The organism is Telluria sp. ZB4P36, from assembly GCF_059685865.1.
The window spans coordinates 156932-179268 of record NZ_JCASIE010000012.1; the positions used below are offsets into that span (position 1 = coordinate 156932).

The 22337-nt window shown below is 65.2% G+C and carries 19 protein-coding genes; 10 read left to right on the plus strand and 9 right to left on the minus strand.

What is annotated here, in order from left to right; all coding sequences use genetic code 11:
- Positions 1-20: 20 nt before the first annotated feature.
- Complete coding sequence (locus AC56LK_RS16530; RefSeq protein ID WP_497185583.1) at positions 21-1520, minus strand: peptide MFS transporter; 1500 nt, start codon at positions 1518-1520, stop codon at positions 21-23.
- Positions 1521-1776: 256 nt separating this feature from the next.
- Between AC56LK_RS16530 and ppnN the strand changes: the two genes are divergently transcribed.
- Positions 1777-3147 (plus strand): nucleotide 5'-monophosphate nucleosidase PpnN, encoded by a 1371-nt coding sequence (gene ppnN, locus AC56LK_RS16535; protein WP_497185584.1) that lies wholly within the window; start codon positions 1777-1779, stop codon positions 3145-3147.
- A gap of 67 nt (positions 3148-3214) precedes the next feature.
- On the opposite strand, the gene lysS is transcribed toward ppnN, so the two are convergent.
- From lysS to prfB, 3 genes are all read right to left on the minus strand, one after another.
- Entirely contained in the window at positions 3215-4750 is a 1536-nt protein-coding gene (gene lysS / locus AC56LK_RS16540) for a lysine--tRNA ligase (RefSeq protein ID WP_497185585.1), read from the minus strand.
- A 28-nt stretch (positions 4751-4778) separates the two neighbouring features.
- A complete protein-coding gene (locus AC56LK_RS16545; protein ID WP_497185586.1) occupies positions 4779-5441 on the minus strand; it encodes an HAD family hydrolase in 663 nt (220 codons plus the stop codon).
- Positions 5442-6546, minus strand: a protein-coding gene (gene prfB, locus AC56LK_RS16550) for a peptide chain release factor 2 (RefSeq protein ID WP_436106212.1) whose coding sequence is annotated in 2 segments (ribosomal slippage) — positions 5442-6464 and positions 6466-6546 — 1104 coding nt in all. Because the reading frame shifts where the segments join, the coding sequence is not laid out codon by codon here.
- Between the two features lie 145 nt (positions 6547-6691).
- On the opposite strand from prfB, the gene AC56LK_RS16555 reads away from it, so the two are divergent.
- Positions 6692-8701 (plus strand): bifunctional 2',3'-cyclic-nucleotide 2'-phosphodiesterase/3'-nucleotidase, encoded by a 2010-nt coding sequence (locus AC56LK_RS16555; RefSeq protein ID WP_497185587.1) that lies wholly within the window; start codon positions 6692-6694, stop codon positions 8699-8701.
- On the plus strand, positions 8698-9087 hold the full coding sequence (locus AC56LK_RS16560; RefSeq protein WP_497185588.1) for a tetratricopeptide repeat protein: 390 nt from the start codon (positions 8698-8700) through the stop codon (positions 9085-9087). Before AC56LK_RS16555 ends, AC56LK_RS16560 begins: the two co-directional genes overlap by 4 nt.
- A 16-nt stretch (positions 9088-9103) precedes the next feature.
- Here the strand turns inward: AC56LK_RS16560 and AC56LK_RS16565 are convergent, their stop codons facing one another.
- From AC56LK_RS16565 to AC56LK_RS16575, 3 genes are read right to left on the minus strand one after another with little or no spacing between them, the layout of a single operon-like run.
- Complete coding sequence (locus tag AC56LK_RS16565) at positions 9104-9424, minus strand: DUF2288 domain-containing protein (protein WP_497185589.1); 321 nt, start codon at positions 9422-9424, stop codon at positions 9104-9106.
- A gap of 13 nt (positions 9425-9437) precedes the next feature.
- Positions 9438-10121, minus strand: coding sequence for an RES family NAD+ phosphorylase (locus tag AC56LK_RS16570; protein WP_497185590.1), 684 nt, complete (start codon positions 10119-10121; stop codon positions 9438-9440).
- Positions 10122-10123: 2 nt separating this feature from the next.
- Positions 10124-10561 carry an antitoxin Xre/MbcA/ParS toxin-binding domain-containing protein gene (locus AC56LK_RS16575; protein WP_497185591.1) on the minus strand — a complete coding sequence of 146 codons (438 nt, stop codon included), beginning with the start codon at positions 10559-10561 and terminating at the stop codon, positions 10124-10126.
- Positions 10562-10729: 168 nt separating this feature from the next.
- Here AC56LK_RS16575 and AC56LK_RS16580 point away from each other — a divergent pair, with 168 nt between their 5' ends.
- Complete coding sequence (locus AC56LK_RS16580) at positions 10730-11146, plus strand: YybH family protein (RefSeq protein WP_497185592.1); 417 nt, start codon at positions 10730-10732, stop codon at positions 11144-11146.
- On the opposite strand, the gene recJ is transcribed toward AC56LK_RS16580, so the two are convergent.
- Together recJ and AC56LK_RS16590 are read right to left on the minus strand one after the other, a co-directional pair.
- Positions 11147-12796 (minus strand): single-stranded-DNA-specific exonuclease RecJ, encoded by a 1650-nt coding sequence (gene recJ, locus AC56LK_RS16585; RefSeq protein ID WP_497185604.1) that lies wholly within the window; start codon positions 12794-12796, stop codon positions 11147-11149.
- Positions 12797-12846: 50 nt separating this feature from the next.
- The gene (locus AC56LK_RS16590) at positions 12847-13863 is read right to left on the minus strand and encodes a hypothetical protein (RefSeq protein WP_497185593.1); all 1017 of its coding nucleotides are present in this window, start codon (positions 13861-13863) and stop codon (positions 12847-12849) included.
- Between the two features lie 133 nt (positions 13864-13996).
- On the opposite strand from AC56LK_RS16590, the gene AC56LK_RS16595 reads away from it, so the two are divergent.
- The 6 genes from AC56LK_RS16595 (at position 13997) to AC56LK_RS16620 (ending at position 22223) form a co-directional block, all read left to right on the plus strand.
- Positions 13997-15277 carry a lipoprotein-releasing ABC transporter permease subunit gene (locus AC56LK_RS16595; protein WP_497185594.1) on the plus strand — a complete coding sequence of 427 codons (1281 nt, stop codon included), beginning with the start codon at positions 13997-13999 and terminating at the stop codon, positions 15275-15277.
- A gap of 24 nt (positions 15278-15301) precedes the next feature.
- Entirely contained in the window at positions 15302-16567 is a 1266-nt protein-coding gene (locus tag AC56LK_RS16600) for a lipoprotein-releasing ABC transporter permease subunit (RefSeq protein WP_497185595.1), read from the plus strand.
- Complete coding sequence (gene lolD / locus AC56LK_RS16605; protein ID WP_497185596.1) at positions 16560-17267, plus strand: lipoprotein-releasing ABC transporter ATP-binding protein LolD; 708 nt, start codon at positions 16560-16562, stop codon at positions 17265-17267. Before AC56LK_RS16600 ends, lolD begins: the two co-directional genes overlap by 8 nt.
- A gap of 2 nt (positions 17268-17269) precedes the next feature.
- Positions 17270-18082 (plus strand): TatD family hydrolase, encoded by an 813-nt coding sequence (locus AC56LK_RS16610; RefSeq protein ID WP_497185597.1) that lies wholly within the window; start codon positions 17270-17272, stop codon positions 18080-18082.
- 183 nt (positions 18083-18265) lie between these two features.
- The gene (locus tag AC56LK_RS16615; RefSeq protein ID WP_497185598.1) at positions 18266-21067 is read left to right on the plus strand and encodes a type VI secretion system Vgr family protein; all 2802 of its coding nucleotides are present in this window, start codon (positions 18266-18268) and stop codon (positions 21065-21067) included.
- Positions 21068-21083: 16 nt separating this feature from the next.
- On the plus strand, positions 21084-22223 hold the full coding sequence (locus AC56LK_RS16620; protein ID WP_497185599.1) for an esterase/lipase family protein: 1140 nt from the start codon (positions 21084-21086) through the stop codon (positions 22221-22223).
- Positions 22224-22337 lie beyond the last annotated feature (114 nt).

Below are 22337 nucleotides of genomic sequence, written 5' to 3' on the forward strand. Positions count from 1 at the left end.
TATTCGAAGCGAAAAACTGCTTACTTCACGCCGTGCATCAGTTTCTGGATGAGCGGGGCCAGCAGGAACAGCAGCACGCCGCCGCCCAGCAGGATCCAGAAGCCCGAGGTATAGCCGTCCAGCGCCGAGGCCACCGACATGCCGGTTTCGCCCGAAACGTGCGAAGCGAAGATGCCCGACAGGTTGTTGCCAATGCCGGTCGACAGGAACCAGCCGCCCATGCCCAGGCCCACCAGGCGGGTCGGGGCCAGCTTGGTGACCATCGACAGGCCGATCGGCGACAGGCACAGCTCACCGATCGACTGGATGGTGTACACGGCCAGCAGGGTCCAGGCCGGGATCTGGCCGACCGGGTCCAGCAGCTGCGACAGCGCGTACATCAGCAGGCCGAAGGCCAGGCCGTTGAAGATGATGCCGAGGCCGAACTTGCGCGGGATCGACGGGTTGACGTTGCGCTTGCCCATCGCGACCCAGATCATGGCGATGATCGGCGCGAACAGGATGATCGCCACCGAGTTCACCGACTGGAAGTACGCCACCGGCATGTCCCAGCCAAAGATGTTGCGGTTGACGATCTGGTCGGCCAGGAAGGTGAACGAGCTGCCGGCCTGTTCGAAGAAGCACCAGAACAGGATGTTGAAGAAGAAGATGATCATCATCGCGATGGTCTTGTCGCGCGATACCTTGCCTTCGCGGACGCCTTCGACGATCAGCATCAGCGCCAGGATCACGAACATGATCGACAGCACGATCTGCAGGTTGGCGGCGCCTGCGCGCAGCAGGAAGTAGACGACCGGGATCACGACCAGGGAGCCGATGATCACGCCGATCAGGCGCTTCGGGCTGGCCAGTTCGCCGACCGGGGCGCCGATGCCCTTGAGCTGCTTGCGGCCGACGTAGAACCACACCAGTGCCAGCAGCATGCCGATGCCGGCCGCGAAGAACACGGCCTTGTAGGCCGGGATGGCGCCATCGCTGAGGCGTTCGGCCAGCTCACCGGTCACGATCGGCGCGAAGAAGGCGCCGGCGTTGATGCCCATGTAGAAGATGGTGAAGCCGGAATCGCGGCGGGTGTCGTCGATCGAGTACAACTGGCCGACCATGGCCGAGATGTTCGGCTTGAACATGCCGTTGCCGACGATGATCGTGGCCAGGCCGAGTTTGAAGATGTCCGGGTCCGGCAGGGTGATCATGAACAGGCCGGCCGCCATGAAAACGGCGCCGACCAGGATCGAGCGCTGGTAACCGATGACGCGGTCGGCCACGTAGCCGCCGAGGACCGCACCGGCATACACCAGTGCGAGGTAGGAACCGTAGGTCAGGTTGGCGTCGGCCTGGCCGACGGCGTCACCGCCATAGAACTGGGCGACGATATAGAGCACCAGGGCCCAACGAATGCCGTAGAACGCGAAGCGCTCCCAGAACTCGGTCATGAAGAGCATCCACAGTGGCGCTGGATGGCCCATGATCTGCTTGAACTCTGGGATAGGTCCCTTGGCTGAAGTAGCTGCACCGCTCATGCGGTTCCTCCCGAAAATGTTTATCTGAGTCGAACGTTTTTTATCTGGAAAATCCGTGTCCCGGAAATTCCAATAGGCACGCATTTTAGTGTAAATCGCTCATCGCAAGCGAACTTTTTCTGGATGTGGTATTGACGCCCGCGGACGGTGCGCAACGCATCATGGAATGCGCCCAATCGGGGCGCAAAATGTTGCACTTTGGCGTATATTGGCAGTCAGGCCAAACCGTATTACAGAGTGAAAGGGAACACAAACCATGACAAGTGAAGTACTCGATATCCTGATTTCTCCGGAAGGCCGCCTGGAAGTCCTGTCGAAAGCCGAAGTCACGAAACTGCTCGACACCAGCAAAGCCGGCTTGTACGATATTTTCCGCAAATGCGCACTGGCCGTGCTCAATTGCGGCAGCTCGATCGACGATGGCAAGGAGCTGATGGAGCGCTACCGCAGCTTCGAGATCAGCATCCTGCAACGCGAGCGCGGCATCAAGCTCGATATCCGCGGCGCCCCCGCGATCGCCTTCGTCGACGGCAAGATGATCCGCGGTATCCACGAGCACCTGTTCGCCGTGCTGCGCGATATCGTGTACGTGCATTTCGAAATCACCTCGAATCCCAAATTCGACCTGAACCGTCCGGACGGTATTACGGACGCGGTGTTCCATATCCTGCGCAACGCCAATGTGCTGCAGCCGCAGCGCAATCCGAACCTGGTGGTCTGCTGGGGCGGCCATTCGATCAACCGGATCGAATACAACTATACGAAGGAAGTCGGCTATGCCCTTGGCCTGCGCGATCTGGATATCTGCACCGGCTGCGGTCCGGGTGCGATGAAAGGCCCGATGAAAGGCGCCGCGATCGGCCATTCCAAGCAGCGCATTTCCGGCGGACGCTATCTCGGCATTTCCGAACCCGGCATTATCGCGGCCGAATCGCCGAACCCGATCGTCAACGACCTGGTAATCATGCCGGACATCGAAAAGCGCCTCGAAGCCTTCGTGCGTACCGGCCACGGCATCATCGTATTCCCGGGCGGTGCCGGCACGGCCGAGGAGATCCTGTACATCCTCGGCATCCTGCTGCATCCGGAAAACGCCGAAATGCCTTTCCCGCTGATCTTCACGGGCCCGGCCACGGCGCGCGCCTATTTCGACCAGATCGACCAGTTCATAGGCCTCACGCTGGGCGAGGCGGCGCAGAAGCGCTACAAGATCATCATCGACGATCCGGATGCGGTGGCCCGCGAAATGTATGCCGGCATCAAGGCGGTGCGCGAATTCCGCAAGACCCACAGCGACGCGTATTACTTCAACTGGCGCCTCAAGATCGATCCGGAATTCCAGAAGCCTTTCCGTCCGACCCACGAGAACATGCGCAACCTGAAGCTGCACCGGGCCCAGGATTCGCACATGCTTGCGGCGAATCTGCGCCGGGCGTTTTCCGGGATCGTTGCGGGGAACGTGAAGGAAGAGGGCATCCGCGCGATCGAGCAGTACGGCAAGTACGAGATCCAGGGCGAGAGCGCAATCATGGAGCCGATGGATGCGCTGCTGGCATCCTTCGTGGAGCAGAGCCGCATGAAGTTGCCGGGCAAGGCCTACACGCCTTGCTACACCATCGTGCAGTAAGCGTTCATCCAGAAAAAAGGGCGGCCCTGCTTGCGCGGGCCGCCCTTTTCTACTCGAGCACGAAAGCTCAGTCTTCCTTGCGCAGGTGCGGGAACAGCAGCACGTCGCGGATGTTCGGCGAGTCGGTGATCAGCATCATCAGGCGGTCGATGCCGATGCCGCAGCCGCCAGCCGGCGGCATGCCGTATTCCAGCGCGCGGATGTAGTCGGCGTCGTAGAACATCGCTTCATCGTCGCCGGCATCCTTCGCTGCCACCTGGGACAGGAAGCGCGCGGCCTGGTCTTCCGGATCGTTCAGCTCCGAGAAGCCGTTGGCGATCTCGCGGCCCACCATGAACAGCTCGAAGCGCTCGGTGATGCCTTCGCGGGTGTCCGAGGCGCGTGCCAGCGGCGACACTTCGACCGGATAGTCGATGATGAAGGTCGGTTCCCACAGCAGGGCTTCGGCGGTTTCTTCGAACAGCGCCAGCTGCAGCGCGCCCAGGCCGGCGGTGGCGAAAGGCTTGACGCCGAACTTCAGCAGTTCCTGCTTCAGGAAGTCCATCGAGTTCAGCTGCTCAGGCGTATAGCCCGGCGCGTACTTGTCGATCGCTTCGACGATGGTCAGGCGCTGGAAGGGCTTGGACAGGTCCAGCTCGCGGCCGCCGTAGGTCAAGACAGCGCTGCCGTGGGCGTCGATCGCGGCCTGGCGGATCACCTCTTCGGTGAAGTTCATGATCCACTTGTAGTCGGTGTAGGCCGCATAGAATTCCATCATCGTGAATTCCGGGTTGTGACGGACCGACACGCCCTCATTACGGAAGTTGCGATTGACTTCGAACACGCGGTCGAAGCCGCCCACCACCAGCCGCTTCAGGTAGAGCTCAGGCGCGATGCGCAGGTACATTTCCATGTCGAGCGCGTTGTGGTGGGTGACGAAGGGCTTGGCCGCGGCGCCACCCGGGATCGGGTGCAGCATCGGGGTCTCGACTTCCATGAAGCCGTTCTTTTCCATGAAGCGGCGCATCGACGACATCGCGGCGGTACGCGCCTTGAAGGTGCGGCGCGTCTCTTCGTTCATGATCAGGTCGACGTAGCGCTGGCGGTACTTGGTCTCCTGGTCGGCCAGGCCGTGGAACTTGTCCGGCAGCGGGCGCAGGGCCTTGGCGATCAGGCGCAGCTTGGTGACCTTGACGGTCAGCTCGTCGACCTTGGTCTTGAACAGCGTGCCTTCGATGCCCAGGATGTCGCCCAAGTCATACGTGCGCAGGGCGTCCATGGCATCGATGCCGGCGCTGTCGAGCGTGACGTAGATCTGGATGCGGCCCGAAGCCGCCGGGCCCGAGCTGTCCTGCAGGGTGGCGAAGGCCGCCTTCTTGCCGGCTTCGCGGCGCAGCATCATGCGGCCGGCCATCACCACGTTCACCGGCTCGGCTTCCAGCTCTTCGCGGGTCTTGCCGCTGTAGGTCTCGACCAGGTCGGCCGCCTTGTCCTGCGGGACGAAGTCGTTCGGGAAGGCGTTGCCGTGCTGGCGCAGCGCGGCCAGCTTGGCGCGGCGCTCGGCCATGATCTTGTTCTCGTCGAGCGCCACGACGGGCGACTGGTCTTGGTTTTCCGTAGTCATGATGGGATAGGCAGTTCTTATTGGGTGTTTAGGCGAACAGGAGTTCGGCCTTCAGTTCGGAGAAGTCGCGCACGATGGCGATGACGTTGTCGAACCCGGTAAACGCGGCAGCGGGCAGGGTGGTTGTCAGGACGATGCAGGACATGCCTGCGCGGCGCGCCGCTTCCACGCCCAGCGGCGCGTCTTCGAACACGATGCAGTTCTCGGGCGCCACGCCGCACAGTTCGGCCGCCTTCAGGAACACGTCCGGATGCGGCTTGCCACGCGCCACGTCGGTCGCGCCGACGATGGCATCGAAGCGGCGGCGCAGGCCGAGGCCGTCGAGCGTGAAGTCGACGTTGGCCGGCGGCGCGGCGGTGCCGACGGCCAGCTTCACGCCGTTCGCCTGCGCCTGTGCGATCAAGCCATCGAAGCCGTCGACCGCCTTCAGGTGGGGCGCGTACAGCTCGCGGTAGACCGATTCCTTTTCGTGGTTGAGCGCCGCGACTTCCTCAGCCGACAGGTGCTCGCCCAGGTAGCTGCGGATGATCTCGCCGCCCTGGCGGCCGGCCGTCGCGCGGAAGAAGGCGTCCGCGTCGAGGGCCTGGCCGCGGCGCGCGAAGAATGCCAGCCACGAGTCCGTGTGGAAGGCCATGTTGTCGACGATGGTGCCGTCCATGTCGAACAGGAAGGCGCGTGGTGCCGTCGTCATTTACACGCCCTGCTTCAGCGAAGCGGAAATGAAATCGTCCAGGTCGCCGTCCAGCACGTTCTTGGTGTTGCCGGTTTCAAAGCCGGTACGCAAGTCCTTGATGCGCGACTGGTCCAGCACGTAGGAGCGGATCTGGTGGCCCCAGCCGACGTCGGTCTTGGAATCTTCGAGCTTCTGCTGCTCGCTCATGCGGTTACGCAGCTCGAGTTCGTACAGCTTGGCGCGCAGCATGTCCCATGCCTCGGCCTTGTTGCGGTGCTGCGAGCGGTCGTTCTGGCACTGCACCACGATACCCGACGGGCCGTGCGTCAGGCGCACCGCGGAGTCGGTCTTGTTGATGTGCTGGCCACCCGCGCCGGATGCGCGGTAGGTGTCGATGCGCACGTCGGCCGGATTGATCTCGATCTCGATCGAATCGTCCACCTCCGGATACACGAACAGCGAAGTGAACGAGGTGTGGCGGCCGTTGGCCGAGTCGAACGGCGACTTGCGCACCAGGCGGTGGACGCCGGTCTCGGTGCGCAGGTGGCCGTAGGCGTACTCGCCGTCGACCTTGATGGTGGCGGTCTTGATGCCCGCGACTTCACCCTCGGACTGTTCCAGGATCTCGGCCTTGAAACCCTTGCGTTCGCAATAGCGCAGGTACTGGCGCAGCAGCATGGAAGCCCAGTCCTGGGCTTCGGTGCCGCCGGCGCCGGCCTGGATGTCGATGAAGCAGTTCGCATGGTCCATCGGATTGCTGAACATGCGGCGGAATTCCATCGACTCGATGATCTTCTGGATCGCCTCGGCGTCGCCGCCGATCGATTCCAGGGTATCGTGGTCGCCTTCTTCCTTTGCCATTTCGAACAGGTCGGTGGCGTCGGCCAGGTCGGCCTTCGCTTTCTCGAGCGTCAGCACGACGGCTTCCAGCGCTTTCTTTTCCTTGCCCAGGTCCTGGGCGCGCTTCTGGTCGTTCCAGACGGTCGGGTCTTCCAGTTCCTGGTTGACCTGTTCTAGTTTCTCTGACTTGCGATCGAAGTCAAAGATACCTCCGAAGTTCGGCTTCACGGCTGGTCAGGTCGTTCAGCAGGGCGGAAATGGCATTGATGCGTTCAGCTTCCATGGTCTCGGGCAATCTCTTGAATAGGTTGAATCGAACCTTCGATTATACCCCAGGACGCAGCAAGACCGGCTGCTACGCTCGCCGTTGCTTGCTCCGTAGCATAGTGCTGGCATATCATCGCCCGGTTCTGTTCAACCGACATGCCATGGCCACCACCTTGCGTTATCAAATCTGCATCGCCTTCGCCCCCGTGCTCCTCAGCGTGCCGGCGCTTGCCGCCAAGCCGGCCGCCGGCACCACGGCCACGCTGGCGGTGCTGGAGACCACCGACCTGCACGCCAACCTGGTCGGCTACGACTACTACAAGCTGGCGCCCGAAGCCTCGCATGGGCTCGACCGTACCGCCACGCTGATCCACCAGGCGCGCAAGGAATTCCCGAACACCTTCCTGCTCGACAACGGCGACACCATCCAGGGCACCGCGCTGGCCGATTACCAGGCCCAGGTCAATCCTCTGCGCTGCGACCAGACCCTGGGCATCTACAAGATCATGAATGCGCTGAAGTACGACGGCGCGGGCATCGGCAACCACGAATTCAACTACGGCCTCGCATTCCTGAACCAGGTGACCGGCAGCCGCTTCCAGGTCGCCGGCGTCGACCAGCCGAAGCGCTGCGCCGGCCCGGCCTTCCCGACAGTGCTGGCCAACGTCTACAGCGTGAAGACCATGAAGCCGCTGTTCAACCCCTACGCCATCATCGACAAGCAGCTCGATGCGCTGGATGCGAAGGGCAGGCCGGTCAAGGCCACGGTGCGGGTCGGGATCATCGGCTTCGCGCCGCCGACCATCATGGAATGGGACAAGCGCTGGCTCGCGGGCCGCGTCTACACCAGCGGCGTGCGCGAGGCGGCGCAGAAATACGTTCCCGAGATGCGCAGGAAGGGCGCCGACCTGGTCGTCGCGATCTCGCACGGCGGCCTCGATGACAGCCCCTACACGCCGGCCATGGAAAACGCCAACTGGTACCTGGCGCAAGTGCCGGGCATCGACGCCATGCTGCTGGGGCATTCGCACCAGCTGTTCCCGGCCGCCGACAGCACCGTGGCCCAGTTCAACCTGCCGGGCGTGGACAAGGCCAAAGGCCTGGTGCATGGCGTGCCGACCGTGATGGCAAACCTGTGGGGCAAGCACCTCGGGGTGATCGGCCTGCACCTGAAGCACGACGGCAAGCGCTGGCGGGTCGAGCAGGACAAGACCCGGGTCGAGGCACGCGCCGCGCAGACTGGCAATAAGACCTACGTCGAGGCTGATCCGGCCGTCATGGCCCTGGTGCGGGAAGAGCATGAAGCGACCATCCGGTATGTAAAGACGCCGGTCGGCCGGACCGACTTCCGCATGTCGAGCTATTTTGCCGACGTGGGCGAGATCTCGGCCCTGCAGGTGATCAACCAGGCGCAGACCGAGTACGTGCAGAAGTACGTCGCCGCCAACCTGCCGCAATACAAGGACCTGCCGGTGCTGTCGGTGACCGCGCCCTTCAAGAGCGGCACCGCCGGGCCTGCCGACTACACCGACGTCAAGGCGGGCGACCTGGCGCTGAACAACGCGGCCGACCTGTACCTCTACCCGAACGCCCTGTACGCCGTGAAGGTGAACGGCGCCCAGTTCAAGGCCTGGCTGGAGAAGGCGGCGCAGCGCTTCCATACCATCGACCCGGGCAGGGCCGAGCCGCAGGTGCTGGTCAACCTGGCGGTGCCGAGCTATAACTTCGATACCGTCACCTCGCCGGAGGTGTCCTACGAGATCGACGTGACGCGCGCCCCGGGCGAGCGTATCCACAAGCTGTCCTGGCGCGGCAAGCCGGTGGCCTTGGGGCAGGAATTCCTGGTCGCGACCAATAACTACCGTGCCAGCGGCGGCGGCCACTTCCCGGGACTGGACGGCAGCAAGACCGTGATCGCGTCGCCTGACAACAACCGCGACGTCATGATCGCCTACGTGCGAGCGGCGAAGGAGTTGACCCGTGCGGCCAACGCGTCCGCGCGCAGCTGGCGCTTCGCTCCAGTAAAGACCGCCGGGCCGGTGGTGTTCTCGTCGGCGCCGGGCATGGCGGAACTCGCCCATGCGGCCGGGCTGCACAATGTCAGCCAGATCGCCGCCGACGATGGGCGCGGCAAGGGCATGGCCTTGTACGCGATCGACCTGTCGAAATGAAGCGCTTATTTGTTGCGGCGCTGGCCGCCCTGATGCTGCTCCAGCCTGCGCTGGCCCAGCATGGCGACGAGGGCGACATCGCCCTGCGGCGCGGGATGGCCTACCGCGACGGCGGCAAGCCGGCGCTCGCCGCCCACTGGCTGGGCGTGGCGGCGGCGCGCGGCATGCCGGAGGCGATGTTCCTGCTGGCGAATATGCTGCTCGAAGGAGATGGCGTGCCGAAGGACGAGGCGGAGGCGCGGCGCTGGCTGATTGAAGCGACCCAGCTGGATTATCCGGAGGCCTGGCAGCAGCTGGGGATGATGGAGAAGGATCCGGAGAAGGCGGCCCAGTATATGCGGCGGGCGGCGCATGCGTTGACGCATCGGGCCGAGGGCAAGCGCTGAGCGCGCGCCGGCCCGCTCAGTGCAAGGACTTCTTTTCCGGCTGCACCAGCACGAACGGACTCACCACCGACGCCCACAGCGTCGCATCGGCCGCCGTCCAGGTCTGGGCCTGCAGGTCGCTGACCTTGGCCACGGTACCCGCCGTCATCCACTTCAGGATGCTCGCTTTGTCGTCGTGCGCCACGCGCAGTGCGACGTCGATCAGGTCCAGTTCCTCGCTCACGTAGATCACCGACCCGCTGGCGAAGTGGCGTTCCAGTTCGCGCCATTTGACGCGGCCGGTTTCGCGGTTGATCTTGTCGTGCAGTTCGGTGTCTTTTTCGGGATTCGTCTTCATACGCTTAAAAAATCTAGGTGATCTCGACCGCCGGTTGCGGCGAACCCGCCCATGTTAACCGATAGGTCTGCGCCTTGCGTACATTGCCCACCAGTGCGGGGCGGAAGCAGGCGAGGCAGGTGCCGTTCGGGTCGCGCACGCTCGGATAGATGATGCCCATCGAGTCGGCTTCGAGCAGCTCGGCGGCCAGCGCCTGCGAGGCGATGTAGCTGTCCGGATCCAGGCAGCTCCTGTACGCGTCGACGCCGCGCAGGTCGTGGAAACCGGCGCTGAAATCGGCCAGCAGCATCTGGTAGCTGACGCTGTCGTCGAAACGATCGATCTCGGAGTACTCGACCGTCTTGTGGAAGATGACTTCGGCGAGCGCCGTCTCGGCCGCGAAGGCGCAGTACCAGGCGCCGCGCTCGCCGTCGTTGAAGCGGCTGCCTTCCGGGCGCGCATAGGTGAAGGCCGCATTGATGATGCGGAAGTTCGGCACGCCGAACACCAGTTCGTCCATCCCGATCCCCGGCAGCAGGCCGGACTCGCCGCGCAGGCGTTCATTGGTCGCGTTGTCGAGGTCGAACAGGTCCGCCAGGGTCGCGTCGCTGTCGGCCAGCGGCGCCAGCACGGAATCTTCGGCATCGGCAAAACGGGAGGGAATCAGGCGGCAGGTGTCGTACTGGCGCAGCTGGGTGAGTTTGTGCAGCGGCGGCAAGATCAGAGGCCTCCGCGGCGGGCGTCCAGCAGCTTGCGCACCGTTTGCATGGCGATCAGGCCGCCCGCCAGCATATAGGCCAGCGGCGTACGGCCGGCGAACACCGGATTGGTATTGGGGAGGTGGACCCATTCGTCGGCGAGCTTGTCGCCGTACAGGATGTGCAGGGCCTTGTAGATGCCGAGCAGGTAGGACACGCGCGTGATGCGGTCGACTTCGAGCACCCGGTCGGGGTTTTTCTTCCAGTCGTAATACGACGACGAGGACAGGCCGCCGAGCAGCTCGCGCGCGTCGTCGTCACGGACGCCCCAGGCTGCCGCCAGCTTGAAGAAACCGATCAGCGCCGAACGCGACAGGCGCTCGCGCTCGGCCCGCGAATTCAGGTCGACCAGCACCGCCGGTTCGAAGCGGCTCTTGGGGTAGGCGTAGGCTAAGCTCATAGGAATCTCCGTAATTGGAGTTGTTATACTCCGATTTCGGATGCATTGCAACTACCGGTTGTAAGCGGCGCGCACCCGTGACAGAATCGTCAACCTTTCCATACAGAAAAGGTTCGGGAGGATACACTGATGCGTCTGCGTTCGCTTTCTCTTCTTGTTGCATGTCTGATGCTGGCTACGGCCGGCAATGCGCGCGATTCCAACAATGACCTGAAGAAACAGGTGATGGAAGCGGAGCGCGCTTTCGCCGCCACCATGAAGGCGCGCGATTTCGAGGGTTTCAAGCGCTTCATCGCGGACGAAGCGATTTTCTTCGGCGCGGAAGGACCGTTGCGCGGCAAGGGCGCGATCGCCAGGGGCTGGCGCCAGTTCTACGACAAGCCGCAGCCGCCGTTCTCGTGGGAGCCGGAAGAGGTCGAGGTGGTGGATTCGGGGACGCTGGCCTACAGCGGCGGGCCGATCTACAACGCGGCCGGCCAGCGGATCGGCCGCTTCAATTCGATCTGGCGCCTGAAGGCGCCGGGGCAGTGGGAAGTGGTGTTCGACCGCGGCTCGGATTTCGGGCCGCCGCCATCCAAGAAGTAATTAGGCCGCTTCGGCGTGCTCCACCAGCAGCTGCACCTTGGTCACGCCGTTGTACTCGTTGGCATCCAGCCTGAACGCCACGCGCGCCCGCTCCGGCAGGCTGTCGGTATGCCCGAACCAGATCGCATCGTAGCGCCGGCCGTTCTTCTCCAGCAGCAGCTTGAGGTGGCGCTCCTTCAGGATGCGCTGGCTGACCACGCGGAACTCGTCGCAGAACACCGGCGGCGCGAATCCCTGGCCCCAGACCTGCCCATCCATCTGCTCGATGAACTGGGTCGAGTAGAACTCGTCCTCGAGCGGGCCGTCGGTCTCGATGATGCGTTCCAGCTGGGCCTCGGTCAGCCAGGCCTGACCGACCGCCTCGAAGGCCTGCTGGAAGCTGTCGAAGTGCTCGGCGCGGATGGTCAGGCCGGCGGCCATCGCGTGCCCGCCGAACTTGTCGATCAGGCCCGGCACCCGCTTCGACACCAGGTCGAGGGCGTCGCGCAGGTGGAAGCCGGGGATCGAGCGGCCCGAGCCCTTGATCCAGCCTTCGCTGCCCGGCGCGAAGGTGATCGTCGGCCGGTAGAATTTTTCTTTCAGGCGCGAGGCGACGATGCCGATCACGCCCTGGTGCCAGCCTGCGTCGAACACGCTGATCGTGCTGGCGCCCGAGGGCTCGAAGCTGTCCAGGTGCAGCAGGGCGGTGTCCTGCATCTCGGCCTCGATCTCGCGGCGCTTCAGGTTGATCTCGTTGAGCTGCTGGGCGATCGCCCAGGCGCGCCCGACGTCGTCGGTCACCAGGCACTCGATCCCGAGCGCCATGTCTTCCAGCCGGCCGGCGGCGTTCAGGCGCGGCCCCAGGGCGAAGCCGAGGTCGAACGGCGAGGCGCAGCGCGCTTCGCGGCCGGCCACCCGGAACAGGGCGGCCACGCCGGCATGCATGCGGCCCGCGCGCATGCGCTTGATGCCCTGGGCGACCAGGATGCGGTTGTTGGCGTCCAGGCGCACCACGTCGGCCACCGTGCCCAGCGCCACCAGGTCGAGCAGGCTGTCCAGCTTGGGCTGGGTCTGGGCGTCGAACACGCCGCGCTTGCGCAGCTCGGCGCGCAGCGCCAGCAGCACGTAGAACACCACGCCGACGCCGGCCAGGTGCTTGCTGGGGAAGCCGCACTCGGGCTGGTTCGGGTTGACGATCACGCGTGCCGGCGGCAGCGCATCGCCCGGCAGGTGGTGGTCGGTGACCACCACTTCGATGCCGCGCCGGTTGGCCTCCAGCACGCCGTCGATGCTGGCGATGCCGTTGTCGACGGTGATGATGATGTCCGGCGACTTTTCGCGCGCGGTCAGTTCGACGATCTCGGGCGTCAGACCATAGCCGTACTCGAAGCGGTTCGGCACGATGTAGTCGACGTTCGCGCCCATCATGCGCAGGCCGCGCAGGGCGGTGGCGCAGGCGGTGGCGCCGTCGCAGTCGTAGTCGGCGACGATGGTCATGCGCTTGTTGGCGGCGATGGCGTCGGCCAGGAACACGGCTGCCGCATCGATGTGGCGCAGGGCGCCGGGCGGCACCAGGGCCGCCAGTTCGCTCGACAGCTCGCGCACATCCAGCAGTCCGCGCGCCGCGTAGATGCGCGCGAGTACCGGGTGAACCCCGCCCTGGCGCAGCATCTCGGAGGTGCGGAAGGGGCAGGGGCGGGTGGTAATACGGGTTGGGGTACTCAAGTCAGTCGTTCCAGTGTCGGCCGGCGCCAGAATGCGCGCTGCGCCATGGCGGTCGTGGTGAATTCGGCAAGGGCTTCGCGGCTGCTCAGCACCAGGCGCAGCTTCTTGATGCGGCCCAGCACGAGCGCCGCATGCAGGGGCGCGAACAGTTGCTCTTCCAGCTGCTGGACTTGCTGTATCCAGGTGCCCCAGTCGGCCGCAATGGCGGCTTCGGCCAGGTAGCCGACCACGAGCGTACCGTCCTGGGCCAGCGCGCCGTCCAACTCGTCGAGCGACCCCAGCGCTCGGCTCGACAGGCCGCGGATCCAGCCCGGCACGCCGATGCTGCTCAACTGGCCGGGCGGGCGCGGCGCATCAGCCGCGCCGCCCCACAACCAGAACGAGTTCACGGCCGGCAGGCGGCGCGCTTCGCGCGCGGCGTTCACCGGATGGGTGTGCCACAGCATCTGCATTTCGTTCTGCAGCCTGCGCAGCGGCAGGGCCTCCTTGCCGCGCGGGACGAAGTCGCTCAGGTCCATGCCGGCCACCGCGTCCGGGGTGGCGGCGTCGATGCCGGTCCAGCCGTCGGCGCGCAGGAACCAGGTCTGGGCATCGCCGTACAGCAGCGCATGGCCGATCTCTTCACACAGGGGGCGGGCCGCCTCGTACAGGGCGCGGCCTTCATCTTCGCTTAAGCCCAGCTGGCGCGGATCGGCCATCATGGAGTGGCTGCGCGCGATCTGGATGTGGGCCGGGTTGACGATGTACCAGGTGCCGTCGGCCGGGTCGTGCCCGAAGCCGAGCATGGCGGCCGCGGCAAAGGCCGGCCGGCCGTCCGGTGCCAGTCCGAGCGTCCGGGCCAGCCATTGCTCGTGCGGCAGGGCGCGCGCGGTATCGGTGGCCGCGCTGCGTTCGTAGGCGCTGGTGCGGGTGAGCAGGGAAGCCAGCGCCGGGGCCTGCAGGGCGCGGATCAGGTCGGGCGCGAATTCGGGGAGCGGGAGCAGGTGGGGCAGGACGAGCGTAATGTGCGACATACCGCTATTTTAGGGCAAATACGGCTGGAGCGAACGGTCGGCCGCACGCGCCTTGCTTTCTTTTGCGCCATGAAACGCCGATGTCTGGCAAACTGTCGGGTTGGCAAACCAATAACGCACATTTACCGATTTCATGAGTATCACCCACAAGCTGCCCTACGAATGGCAGGTCGGCCTGCGCTACACCCGGGCCGGCAAGCGCAGCGGGCGCAACAGCTTCATTTCCTTCATTTCGATGGCCTCGGTGGCCGGCATCGCGCTCGGCGTGGCCGCGCTGATCGTGGTGCTGTCGGTGATGAACGGCTTCCAGAAGGAGGTGACCGCGCGCATGCTGTCGGTGCTCGCGCACGTGGAGGTGTTCGACGTGCGCGGCGAGATGCCGGGCTGGCGCACGGCCGTCCAGGAAGCGCTGCGCAACCCGGAAGTGCGCGCCGCCGCGCCCTTCGCCGAAACCCAGGCCATGCTGCTCAGCGACGGCGTCATGAAGCCGGTCCTGCTGCGCGGTATCGATCCGGCCCAGGAACCCAGGGTGTCGGATGTGGCCAAACACCTGCGCGAAGGACGCTTCGAGGCGCTGCAGCCGGGCTCCTTCAATGTCGTCATCGGGCGCGCGCTGGCCAGGTCGCTCGACGTCAAGGTAGGCGACCGCCTGACCCTGCTGATGGCGTCCGTCCCGGCGCCCGGCAAGGGCGCGGCCGCAGGCGGCACGCTGCCGCGCACCCGGCCGCTGACCGTGGCCGGCATCTTCGAGGCCGGCCATTTCGAATTCGACTCCTCGCTCGCCTTCGCTAACATCGAGGATGCCCAGGGGCTGGCCGGCGTCGCCGCACCGGCCGGCATCCGGCTGCGCCTGGCCGATATGCAGGGGGCGCCGCGGGTGGCGGCCGAGCTGCAGCGCAGCATGTCGGGCGAGCTGTTCATCCGCGACTGGTCGAAGGTCAACGCGATCTGGTTCGCGGCCGTGGAATCGCAGAAGCGCATGATGTTCATCATCCTCACCATGATCGTGGCGGTGGCGGCCTTCAACCTGGTCTCGACCCTGGTGATGACGGTGCGCGACAAGCAGTCCGACATCGCCATCCTGCGCACCCTGGGCGCCTCGCCGCGCTCGATCATGACCATCTTCATGGTGCAGGGCACCCTGGTCGGGGTGCTCGGGGCCCTGCTCGGCGTGATTGCCGGCGTGGCGGTGGCGCTCAACATCGACGTCATCGTGCCCTTCATCGAGCGCAGCTTCAAGGTGCAGTTCCTGTCGCAGGAGGTCTACCTGATCAGCGAGATCCCGTCCCAGCTGCGCCGGGCCGACGTCGGCTGGATCGGCGGCGTGGCCGTGCTGCTGGCCTTCGTGGCGACGCTGTACCCGAGCTGGTCGGCTTCGCGCGTGAAGCCGGCCGAGGCGCTGCGCTATGAATGAATCGACTCGACAACGACGGAGACCATGAGACTTACCCAGAATTTGCCATATGAATGGCTGGTCGGCCTGCGCTACACGCGTGCCGGCAAGCGCAGTGGCCGCAACAGCTTCATTTCCTTCATCTCCCTGATCTCCGTCGCCGGCATCGCGCTGGGCGTGGCCGCCCTGATCATCGTCCTGTCGGTGATGAACGGCTTCCAGAAGGACGTTACCGACCGCATGCTGTCGGTGCTGGCCCACATCGAGGTGTTCGATCAATCCGGCAGCATGCCCGACTGGCGCGCCGCCGGGCAGGAAGCCCTGAAGAACCCGGCGGTGCGGGCAGCCGCGCCCTTCGTGGAAACCCAGGGCCTGCTCGAGGGGCAAGGCGTGATGCGGCCCTCGGTGATCCGCGGCGTGCTGCCTGCCGAGGAGCCGAAGGTCTCCGACATCGCGAAGCAGATTCGCCAGGGCAGCCTCGCGTCGCTCCAGCCGGGCTCCTTCAACATCGTGCTGGGTTATGCGCTGGCGCGCTCGCTCAATGTCGGCATCGGCGACAAGGTCACCATGCTGCTGGCGCAGGGGCAGGTCACCCCGGCCGGCCTGCTGCCGCGCAGCCGCAGCTTCACCGTGTCCGGGATCTTCGAGGCCGGCCACATGGACTTCGACGCCGCGCTGTCCTTCATCCACGTCGAGGATGCCCAGCGCATGGAGCGCCTGCCTGCGCCGATGGGCCTGCGCCTGCGCATCGCCGACATGCACCAGGCCCCGCTGGTGGCGGCCGAACTGAAGCAGTCGATGCCGGGCAGCCTGGAGATGCGCGACTGGTCCAAGCTCAACGCCAACTGGTTCGCCGCCGTACAGACCGAAAAGAAGATGATGTTCATCATCCTCACCCTGATCATCGCGGTGGCCGCCTTCAACCTGGTGTCGACCCTGGTGATGACGGTGACCGACAAGCAGGCCGACATCGCCATCCTGCGCACCCTGGGCGCCTCGCCGCGCTCGATCATGAAGATCTTCATGGTGCAGGGCGCCCTGGTCGGCATCCTCGGCACCATCCTGGGCGTGGGTGGGGGCGTGCTGGTGGCCCTGAACATCGACGTCATCGTTCCGTTTATCGAAAGTGTATTGGGAGTGCAGTTCTTGTCGAAAGATATCTACCTGATCAGCGCGGTCCCGTCCGACATGCGCTGGCCGGACGTTTTCAAGATCGGCGGCGTATCCGTGCTGCTGGCGTTTGCTGCGACCCTGTACCCGAGCTGGTCTGCGTCGCGCGTGAAACCTGCGGAGGCGCTGCGTTATGAATAACCCAACGAACCATTCTGCCGCCCCGGTGCTGGCCTGCCGCGGCCTGGGCAAGACCTTCAAACAGGGCGACTACACGGTCAAGGTCCTGGACGCGATCGACTTCGCCATCTACCGCGGCGAACGGGTCGCCATCGTCGGCGCCTCAGGCTCCGGCAAGTCGACGCTGCTGCACCTGCTCGGCGGGCTCGATACGCCGTCGACCGGCTCCGTCACCCTGCTGGGCGAGGATTTCGCGACCCTGTCCGAGACCCGCCGCGGCGAACTGCGCAATTCTTCGCTCGGCTTCGTCTACCAGTTCCACCACCTGCTGCCGGAATTCTCTGCGCTCGACAACGTCATGATGCCGCTGATGATCCGGCGCGAGAAGCGCGAGGCGGCCCTGGAGAAGGCCGAAGCGATCCTCGGGCGCGTGGGACTGGGCAAGCGGGTGGTGCACCGCCCGGGCGAACTGTCGGGCGGCGAGCGCCAGCGGGTGGCGCTGGCGCGCGCCCTGGTGACCGAACCGGCCTGCGTGCTGGCGGACGAACCGACCGGTAACCTCGACCACAGCACCGCCCAGACGATCTTCGACCTGATGCTGGAGCTGTCGCGCACCCTCGGCACGGCCTTCGTCATCGTCACCCACGACATGGAACTGGCGCGCCGCTGCGACCGCGTGTTCCGGCTCACCGAGCACGGCTTGCTGCCGGTGGAGCCCTGAGCATGTGGATCGACACCCACTGCCACCTCGACGCCCATGAATTCGGCGAGGAGTCGCTCGCGGTGGCGGCGCAGGCCGGGCAGGCGGGCGTGTCGATGATCGTCGCGATGGCGGTCGAGCGCGCCAACTTCGAGACCGTGGCCGGGCTGGCGGCGCGGGCCCCGAACGTCAGCTATGCCCTCGGCATACACCCGATCTGCGTGCCGCAGGCGCGCGACGAAGACCTCGAGGTGCTGCGCGGCGCCGTGGAGGCGGCGCTGGCCGACCCCAACTTCGTCGGGGTCGGCGAGATCGGGCTCGATTTCTTCATCCCGCTCCTGTGCGAACCGCTAATCCGCGAAAAACAGGAGCGCTTCCTGCGCGAGCAGCTGCGCATCGCGCGCGACTTCGGCCTGCCCGTCATGATGCACGTGCGCCGCTCCCAGGACCAGGTGCTGAAGCACCTGCGCCAGATCCGTCCCCCGGCAGGCATCGCGCACGCCTTCAACGGCAGCTTCCAGCAGGCGCAGAACTACATCGACCTGGGTTTCCACCTCGGCTTCGGCGGCGCCATGACCTTTACCCGCGCCCTCCAGATCCGGCGCCTGGCGGCCGACCTGCCGCTCACGGCGATCGTGCTGGAGACCGACTCGCCGGACATCGCGCCGTCCTGGATCCACCCGGGGCGCAACACGCCGGACCAGCTGCCCGCCATCGGTGCGGCCCTGGCCGAACTGCGCGGCATCGGCGTGGACGAGGTGAGGGACGCCGTCCGCCGGAACACGCTGGCGGCGATTCCGCGCCTGGCGGCTACCGGGCAGACACTGGACAAATAGCTAAGTAGCAAAGTAGCAGTCGCTGCGCCACCAGGTAGCAAAGCTTGGGCAGCGGCTTGCCGCGACCGTGGCTACCGGGATTAGTTCGTCTGGAGCGCTGAGGCACGACAAGGCTCCCGCTGTTCCGTTCTGCCAAGATGCACTCTTCGCTGCGACTGCAGCACTGACACCCGGGAGAGTGATTTGGATAGCGCGAGCGAATTCCTGCGGATGCTGCGGCACGAGAAATCGCTGACCACCGCCCACCGGCCGATCCGCTTGCGGCTGGGGCATGCCGACCACCTGGCCGACGAACTGCTGCTGCCGCAGCGCGTCCAGGGTCACGAGTCGGTCTGTGGCGGCTTCGAATACGTGGTTACCTGCGTCGCCGATACGCCGCGCCTCCCGCTCAAGGAACTCATCGCCCTGCCGGCCGAACTGCAAATGGTGACCGACCGCGGCCAGCTGCGCGGCATCTGCGGCATCGTCGCCGAGGCCCGCGCCGGCGACCACGACGGCGGCCTGGCCGTCTACCAGCTGGTGCTGCGCGACGCGCTGGCGGTCATGGAAAAGCGCGTCAACAGCCGCGTGTTCCGCTACCAGAACGAACTCGAGATCGTGCAGGTCCTGTTCGACGAATGGCGCCAGTCGAACAGCATCATGGCCAGCGCCTTCGACTACGAGCTCGACCCGCTGTTCGACATGCGCCTCTACCCGCCGCGCGAACAGACCATGCAGTACAACGAGTCCGATGCCGCCTTCGTGCGCCGCCTGCTCAAGCGCCGCGGCATCGCCTGGACCTTCCGCCCGGGCCGCGCCCGCGCGGGCAGCACCGACCAGGAGCCCGACGACACGCCGGTCCACACCCTGATGCTGTTCTCCGATCCCGCCTCACTGCCGCGCAGCGCCGCCGGCACGGTGCGCTACCACCGCGACGACGCGACCGAAGAACGCGACACGGTCGTCTCCTGGTGCGCCGCCCGGCGCCTGCAGCCGGGCCTCATCACGCGCCATAGCTGGGACTACCGCAATCCCACCGGCACGCAGTTCATGAGCACCAGCGCGCGCAGCATGGCCGACCAGGGCCGCAGCGGCAACGCCCTGGCGGCCACGCTGGACGACTACCTGGTCGAGATGCCGCATGCCGGCAACGACGTCGAAGACCACTGGCGGCTCGGCCAGGTGCGCATGAACCGGCACGAATTCGACAGCAAGTGCTTCCACGGCGAAGGCAGCGTGCGCGACCTGTGCGCGGGCGAGTACTTCACCCTCAGCGGGCATCCCGAAATCGACACCCACCCGGAGGCCGAACGCGATTTCGTCGTGACCGCCGTCTGGCTGGAAGCCGAGAACAACCTGCCGGCCGACCTGTCGGCACGGGTACGGCGCCTGATGGGGCCCTACAGCCCGGAGAACGCCATGCTGGCGCCGAACGAGCATCCGGTGGGCGGCGACGGCGTGCGTACCCGGATCCGCTTCGACGCGGTGCGGCGCGGAGTCCCGCTGGTACCCGCCTTCGATCCGCGCCATGACCTGCCGCATCCGCAGCTGCAAAGCGCGATCGTCACCGGCCCGCCCGGCGAGGAAGTGCATTGCGACGCGCTGGGACGGGTCAAGATCCGCTTCCCGGGCATGCGCGGCGCCGACCACACGCATGCCCACGGCGCCGGGGCGTCCGACACGCCGGCCGATTCGGCCTGGGTGCGGGTTGCTTCCAACTGGGCCGGCAGCGGCCCGGGCGCCAGCCGCCAATGCGGCAGCCTGTCGCTGCCGCGCGTGGGCAGCGAAGTCCTGGTGGCCTTCCTCGGCGGCGACCCGGACCGGCCGGTGATCCTGTCGCAGGTATTCAACCAGCGCGGCGAGCCGCCGGCGCTGAGCACGGCCGGCGGGCTGCCCGGCAACCGCTACCTGTCGGGCACCCGCACCCACGAGATCGGCGGAGTACGCGGCAACCAGCTGCGCTTCGACGATACCCGCGGCGAAATCAGCGCCCAGCTGGCGAGCGACCACGGCGCCGCCCAGCTGAACCTCGGCTGGCTGACCCATCCGAAAGCCAATGGCACGGCCGAGCCGCGCGGCGAAGGCGCCGAACTGCGCAGCGACCACAGCGTGGCGATCCGCGGCAAGGACGGGGTGCTCCTCACCGCCGAGGCGGCACCGTCGGCCCAGGGAAGCCATCTGGCGCGCGCCGGGCTGGTCGGCCTAGCCGAATTGATGCAGAGCATCGCGGAGGAGGTGGTCAAGCTGGCGGAACAGCACACGGACGACGAGCCGAGCGCGAAGCGTCTCGGCGACCTGTCGGAAAAACTGCGGCGCTGGGACCAGGGTTCCAATACCGCCCCGGGCGACAAGGGCGCCGAGCCGATGGTGGCCGTGACGGCGCCGGCCGGCATCGTGCTGGCCAGCCAGGACAATGTCGCCCTTGGCTCCGAGAGCCAGCTCGACGTGGTCAGCGGGGGCGATGCACGGACCTCGGCAGGGCGGAACATCTTCCTGCGCGCGGCGCGCGGGATCAGCGCGTTTGCCCAGGCTCTGGGAGTGAAACTCGTGGCGGGGAGGGGAAATATCCTGCTGGAGGCCCATCAGGGGGCTGTCGAGGTCAAATCCTCGGGCAAGATCAGCCTGATTTCGGCGGAGGCGATACACATCGAAGCGCCGATGGTCCGGATCATCTCGCAGGGCGCGCAGACGGAATGGGCCAATGACACGATCACGCAGCAGAGCGCCGGTAAACACGTGATTAACGCGACCGGTATCTCCCGGGGGCCGGCCGGCGGCGTGGCTCCGACCAACCCCGAGTTTGCGAAGACGCCACTGAAAGCCACAGAGCGAGTTGTCCTGCGCCATCTCCAAACGCGTGAACCGATTCCACATCAAAATTATATTGCCCACCTCAGCGATGGCAGAACCATTCAAGGCACCAGCGACGAAGAAGGCCGTACCGCGCTGATGCAGAGTGAGGAGTTGGGGCCGGTGCATTTCGAACTGCTTCCGTCGACCACTTAAGCTGTCGGGAACCGTCATGCGTGAACCGACCAGGCCTTTGCCTCCGCTCGTTCCTTTGCCACACGGCGGATGGCGAGTCGATTCTTTCATGTCTTCAGAGGACTTCACGATCCGCGGCCTCGGCCTCGTTCCACCAAACAATGTCGTGCCGATAATAGTCGTCCCTGGGATCATGGGAACAAATTTGCGCGCCAAAAAATATCCGCGGTTGGGACGGATTGAAGATGAACGGAATAAAAAGGTCGGTCCCGGTGGGCCGGTCTGGCGACCGCCTAATGGCGCGGCTGAGGGTCTCCGCGTATCACGAGCTTGGGACACCTATACGGCAAAAGACCGCCAACTCCTTTTTGACCCGGCAACTCTGGAAGTGGATGACGGCGGACCAGTCGTCTTGCCTGAACCCGACGATGGCTATGTGTTGACTGAGCGCGAGGTACGAGACCGGGGGTGGGGCGAAGTACACGCCGACTCGTATGGCACCTTGTTATATGCTTTGCAAACGCGCTTGAACCAAACATTCGGCTTCGACGAGCAGGGGAAACGGCGGTTCGTCAAACAGCACTGGAAGGACGTGATGGCGTGCGACCCGCAAAGGTGGGGGCTGCGCGATTTCTCACCACTGACGGAAAGTCATCTCGTAAAGCATGCGCAAAATTATTATCCAGTCTATGCGGTGGGATATTGCTGGCTAGTGGACTGCAATAAATCTGCCGAGCTACTGGAAAAGCGTATTCTCGAGATCATTAAATCGTGGACGAAATCCAAGAGACGCTGCACCAAAGTTATTCTTGTGACGCACTCGATGGGCGGACTGGTAGCCAGAGCATGCGCGAAACACATCCCAGACAAAATTGCCGGTGTGATTCATGGCGTGATGCCTGCGCTTGGCGCTCCGGTCGCATACCGTCGGCTCGCCTGCGGTACAGAAACGTCAAACCCGAGCAACAGTCCTGCAGGGAACTTCGCGGCGTCCAGACTCGCGAAAATACTTGGGGCAACTACCGAAAAAACAACGCCCGTGCTTGCCACCTCACCGGGTGCACTTGAGTTGCTACCGAATCAGCATTACCCGAATCCATGGTTGCATGTGCGGATAGTTCAGTCGGTTGGCGGTGCGCAAAGGGCGAATTATGGGGAAAAGGATGGTGCAGTCTGAGGTGTACTGTCAATAACGGACACGCATGTCTTAAGCCGCCTGCGGCTGTTCGCTGAAGGATTCGGCGAACAACGCTGGCGGAACAAAGCCGATGCGGGAATGGCGCCGCTGTCG

Coding starts and splice junctions, on each gene's coding strand:
- AC56LK_RS16565 (WP_497185589.1), bottom strand. CDS start 9,424: ATGAAGACGAATCCCGAAAAAGACACCGAACTGCACGACAAGATCAAC.
- lolD (WP_497185596.1), top strand. CDS start 16,560: ATGAATAACCCAACGAACCATTCTGCCGCCCCGGTGCTGGCCTGCCGC.
- AC56LK_RS16595 (WP_497185594.1), top strand. CDS start 13,997: ATGAGTATCACCCACAAGCTGCCCTACGAATGGCAGGTCGGCCTGCGC.
- AC56LK_RS16560 (WP_497185588.1), top strand. CDS start 8,698: ATGAAGCGCTTATTTGTTGCGGCGCTGGCCGCCCTGATGCTGCTCCAG.
- AC56LK_RS16575 (WP_497185591.1), bottom strand. CDS start 10,561: ATGAGCTTAGCCTACGCCTACCCCAAGAGCCGCTTCGAACCGGCGGTG.
- AC56LK_RS16545 (WP_497185586.1), bottom strand. CDS start 5,441: ATGACGACGGCACCACGCGCCTTCCTGTTCGACATGGACGGCACCATC.
- AC56LK_RS16610 (WP_497185597.1), top strand. CDS start 17,270: ATGTGGATCGACACCCACTGCCACCTCGACGCCCATGAATTCGGCGAG.
- AC56LK_RS16590 (WP_497185593.1), bottom strand. CDS start 13,863: ATGTCGCACATTACGCTCGTCCTGCCCCACCTGCTCCCGCTCCCCGAA.
- AC56LK_RS16600 (WP_497185595.1), top strand. CDS start 15,302: ATGAGACTTACCCAGAATTTGCCATATGAATGGCTGGTCGGCCTGCGC.
- AC56LK_RS16530 (WP_497185583.1), bottom strand. CDS start 1,520: ATGAGCGGTGCAGCTACTTCAGCCAAGGGACCTATCCCAGAGTTCAAG.
- AC56LK_RS16555 (WP_497185587.1), top strand. CDS start 6,692: ATGGCCACCACCTTGCGTTATCAAATCTGCATCGCCTTCGCCCCCGTG.
- AC56LK_RS16580 (WP_497185592.1), top strand. CDS start 10,730: ATGCTGGCTACGGCCGGCAATGCGCGCGATTCCAACAATGACCTGAAG.
- ppnN (WP_497185584.1), top strand. CDS start 1,777: ATGACAAGTGAAGTACTCGATATCCTGATTTCTCCGGAAGGCCGCCTG.
- recJ (WP_497185604.1), bottom strand. CDS start 12,796: ATGCTGCGCCAGGGCGGGGTTCACCCGGTACTCGCGCGCATCTACGCG.
- AC56LK_RS16620 (WP_497185599.1), top strand. CDS start 21,084: ATGCGTGAACCGACCAGGCCTTTGCCTCCGCTCGTTCCTTTGCCACAC.
- lysS (WP_497185585.1), bottom strand. CDS start 4,750: ATGACTACGGAAAACCAAGACCAGTCGCCCGTCGTGGCGCTCGACGAG.